Origin of the sequence: Frankia sp. R82 (assembly GCF_023716925.1) — a bacterium.
In the GTDB taxonomy this organism is placed as follows: Bacteria; Actinomycetota; Actinomycetes; order Frankiales; family Frankiaceae; genus Frankia.
In genome coordinates this window covers 1-4,247 of record NZ_JAMQQG010000276.1, presented here as the reverse complement: position 1 = coordinate 4,247, position 4,247 = coordinate 1, and the positions used below count along the sequence as shown (strand labels likewise).

3 protein-coding genes and 1 pseudogene are annotated in these 4,247 nt (G+C 67.4%); all 4 read left to right on the top strand.

Translation table 11 applies throughout. The features are described from left to right. A pseudogene (locus ND747_RS20160) lies at positions 1-1,862 on the top strand (hypothetical protein); the annotation flags it as partial. Continuing rightward, positions 1,859-2,272 carry a DUF6112 family protein gene (locus ND747_RS20155; protein WP_251735405.1) on the top strand — a complete coding sequence of 138 codons (414 nt, stop codon included), beginning with the start codon at positions 1,859-1,861 and terminating at the stop codon, positions 2,270-2,272. The pseudogene ND747_RS20160 and the gene ND747_RS20155, both read left to right, overlap by 4 nt. Positions 2,273-2,350: 78 nt before the next feature. Then, positions 2,351-3,133: a hypothetical protein gene (locus tag ND747_RS20150; protein ID WP_251735403.1), complete on the top strand. Its 783-nt coding sequence runs from the start codon at positions 2,351-2,353 to the stop codon at positions 3,131-3,133. After that, the coding region (locus ND747_RS20145) for a hypothetical protein (protein WP_251735402.1) at positions 3,130-4,247 on the top strand (1,118 nt) is incomplete at its 3' end. The genes ND747_RS20150 and ND747_RS20145, both read left to right, overlap by 4 nt.

Genomic DNA, 4,247 nt, shown 5'->3' with positions numbered 1-4,247 from the left:
CGTCCGCCCCACCCCGCGCCGCCGCCGCACCACCGGCCGTCCACCCACTGGCGGTCCACCCACCGGCGGTCCACCCACCGGCGGTCGACCCACCGGCGGTCGCCGACCCAGTGGCCGCCGACCCGGCGGTCGCCGATCCGCTGGACAACGCTCCACCTACCATCGAGCCACCAACCGCCGAGTCACCAACCGCCGCCGCGACCACAACAGCACCACCCACCGCCACCGCACCTGTCCCAACGCCGTCCCCGTCCCGGCCGCCGGTATCCGGCACCTCCTGGTCGATCGGTCAGGCGCAGCCTGCCTGGTCCGAGCCGGCGGATGGCGCAACGCACCCGTCGGCGGCTGCGGCCGAATCCACCGAGCCGACCGGAGCCACCGGACCGACCACCAGCGTTTCCGTGGACGACGCGCGCAGCGTGGACGACGTGCGCAGTCCAGTGACCGGCCCGATCGTGGCACCCGAGCCCATGACCGGCGCCATCACCGAACCCGTCAGCAGCACCGCGGACGCGGCGGCCCCTGAGATCACCAGGGACCGGGCAGGTTCAGGCACCGCGGCGCCGCAGCGTCGCGCGGGGGCGCGTCACCTGCCGGCAGCGGAGCCGTCCCGGCCGCCGCACGCCGGGCCGGTACCCGAGCCTCAGGACGAGGTCCCGGTGCGGCTCTCGGTTCGGGACCGCTCCCGTCTTCCGTTGCCCGGATCGTGGCGGATTGCCGTGACATCGCTGTTCCCGTACTCCGGGACGACCACACTGGCTGGCGTGATGGGCCTGACCCTCGCGGGTATGCGGGCACAGCCGGTGCTGGCGGTGGATCTGTGGCCTGGCGAGCCCGACCTGGACGCCGAGCCCGGCCCGGGCGGCAACGCGAGCCCCCCGGCCGCGCCCACCGACGAGGACGAACCCCGCGGTGATCCGCTGACCAGCCGGGTCGGTTCGACCGGGGCGACGACCGTCGCCGACGTCATCCGCCACCACGTCGGGGACGGATCTGCCGCCGAACTGCGCCTGTTGATCGGCGGCCAGCGCTCGGGCAGCGCCCGGGACCTCGACGTCCTGCCGATGCGGCGCGACGCTGGCCATCTCGCTCGGGAGCAGGCGGCGGGCAGCGACACGTCCACGGACCTGCCCGTCGTCCACGGCTCCGACGAGCCGACCGTCACCGAGAGCGGTCTACGATCAACGCTGGGCATGCTCGCGCATTCGTATCCGCTGGTCCTCGTCGACGCGCCGACCGATGCGCCCCTGACCGACGTCGCTGTCCAGGCCGCTGACCTTGTAGTGCTAGTCACCCTGGCCACGGCCGCAGACCTCGAGGCAACCGTGATGCGGCTACGGGCGTTTCGTGAAGCTGCCGGCGACCGTCCGGCGGGGCCGGCGCCACTCGTGGTCGCCGCCGTCGTCGCACCTCGCCGAGGCCGCCCGTCGCCGCGCACTCGGGCCGGGGCCGCCCGGCTGGGCCGTCAGGTCGACGCCCTGGTGCGCATTCCCTACGACCCCCGGCTGGACCCGAGCCGGCACGCTCCGGTCCGGATCCCGCGGCTACGGCGGCGTACGCGACGTGCCTACCTGCGCCTTGCGGCGGCCACCATCGAAAACCTCTTCATCCTGGCAAAAGCCGAGGTAGGAACCCCGAAAGCGGCCGGCGGGAAGCCTGGCACGCCGTCACCTGACACGATCGACATGATCGCGAAGCGTGCGCAGACCGACTCGACCAGCGGCCTACCGGCCACTACCGAGGATCACGGGGCACCGTTGGGCGTATCATTCGGCGACCTACGGTCACCCACGGCTCCCTCGCGGATCGCCGGACCGGATCGTCCGGGCGGAGACCTGCCCGTGAGAAAGGAACCGCGATGATCCACGACGCCGCCTACCCCCAGGCGCTCGTCTTCCTTGCCGTAGAGGTGAAGCCGGATGACTCGAAAGCGCCCGGCATCAACGCACTGAAAGACCTGGTCAACGGCCTGGCCGCGTATGCGGTGATCGCTGCTGTTGCGGCCGTGTTGCTTGGCGGTATCGCCTGGGCGCTTGGCGAACGGATGGGTCTCGAGCGCGCCTCCACGGTCGGAAAGAGCGGGGTCATTGCCGGCTTCGGCCTGGCATTCCTCGTCGGCGCCGCCGCCGCCTTCATCAACTTCTTCCTGGTCACCGGCGCAACGGCCACCGCGCCAGCGCCCAACCCCGGTGATCTGCGTCCGCCCGCCATCGAAGTCTCCGCTGCCGCTGACCCCGGCGTGGTCCATGCCTCAGCATCCACGCTGTTCTGACCGGTTCCCCGGGTACCCGCGGGCGGACGTTGCGATGATGGTCGTGCCGTCGTGGGAGGGGAGTGGGCGTTGCCGGGCGTGATCGAAACCGTGGCCAGGCGGCTGATCATCATCATCGTTACCACCAGCACAGTTGGTGTGCTTACCGGTGTTGTCATCGGCCGCTACGCCATCCCGAACAACCCCAAGTCCCCCGACACCGCCTCCGTCGCTCCGTTGCCTACGCCTACTGGCCCGGCAACGACCGCACCAACCGCGACGCTCGTTCCAAGCCCCGAGCCCACTACAGCAACGCCGGAACAGCCTTCCGACAGCACCAGCCAGATTCCAGGTCTCCCTACTCGCATCAATCAATTGGGGATTCCAGTCGGCTACCCGCATTCGGAGGCTGGCGCCGTTAGCGCATGCGCAAATTATGTTGCAGCATACACGAAAGATGATAACCGCGAGCCAACCCGCCTCCACCAGGTGCTCCGGTCAATCTCTATCAGCAATGAATCCGCAGATAAACTTAGTCAGCGGCTAATTGACGCAAATGCCGGAACGGCAAAAAATTTCAGCATACAGTCGGTCTATTCTCCGAATTTTCGACTCTCCTTCACCGTCCTAGGGTATAAGGCTGCTGCGTACAAATCCGACAGAAACACAGTAACCATCTGGCTTAATGCAGTCGCCGGCGTCATTAATGGGAACCCAGACTTGCAGCCGCGCGATTTTTGGGGAACCGATCTCTGCACTATCGACTGGAATGGCTCGGATTGGCGAATATCCGACGTCAATGATGGCCCAGACGGCCCAGACCCGGCCGAACAACGGTCCGAGGAATTCCGCCGTTTCCTTCCGATCGGAGCAGGTAAATGACGACAGAGATGACCGGTGACGGAACGGTAATTCTGGCCGTCAAGCTAAACCCTTTTAGCGCCGTCAAGGGCGTCATAACGGGGAGCGTGGATGCCTACTTCGACTCTATGGGGAAGGCGTTCTGCGGGATGGCCGCAGATCTCTCCAGTTCCGTGTTCAGTTTTGCCGCACAGAAGACGTCGATCAATCTCAGCGCTGATTATGTCGTCAAGAACTACAACATCGCGTTCGGGATTGCGGTACTGATCGTCACGGGTCTTTTTCTGTGCGCCTGCATGATGGGTGCGGTTCGGGGTGATCCCCATCTTTTCACTCGGGCGGTGGCGTCGACCGGGACGGCGATCCTGGGTTCCTTCATCGCGCTCGCACTGCTCCAAATGATCCTCACCGCGTCCGACGGGATGGCGGACGCCTTTGGCGACGGAAAGCCGCTGGGGGCCGATCTGGTGGGCCAGCTGCGGGCACTGCCGGACCAGGGGAACTTCGCGCTTGACCTCGTGCTGTCCCTGCTGGTGGCGATGTTCTCCTTCGCCCTGTTCGTTGTGCTCTACATCCGCAAGGTCGCCATCATCGTGATGGCGGTGTTCATCCCGCTCTACCTGGCGGGGCAGCCGACGATGTCCACCAGCGGGTGGATCAAGCGGGCGACCGAGATGCTCCTGGCACTGATCTTCGCCAAGCCGGTCATCTACGCAATTTTCGCGCTCGGCGCAGGCATGGCGAGTGACTCCACCGGATCAACGGTTGACCAGACGCTGACGATCCTCAGTGGCACCGTCGTGATGATTGCTGCGGTGTTCGCGCCGTTCGTCCTCATGCACCTCATGGGCTTCGCCGATGTGCACCTGATGCGCGCCGTCGGCTCGGCCGGTCGGCGCAGTGCGGCCTCCTTCGGGCAGGGCGCGGGAGCGCTACTCGGCTCGTCGTCCCGGGAGACGTTCCGCGGCATCGGTGCCCGTCTGCAGACCCGTAACCGGGGCATGCTCGGTGACGGCGGCGGCATCGGTGGCGCCGTCGGTGGCGGCATCGGCATGTCGCCGGGGCTCGCCCGCCCGGCGGCCATCCGCAGCGGACGCGGAGCAGGCGGGACGTCGCTGGGCGCACCGGCCCGGCC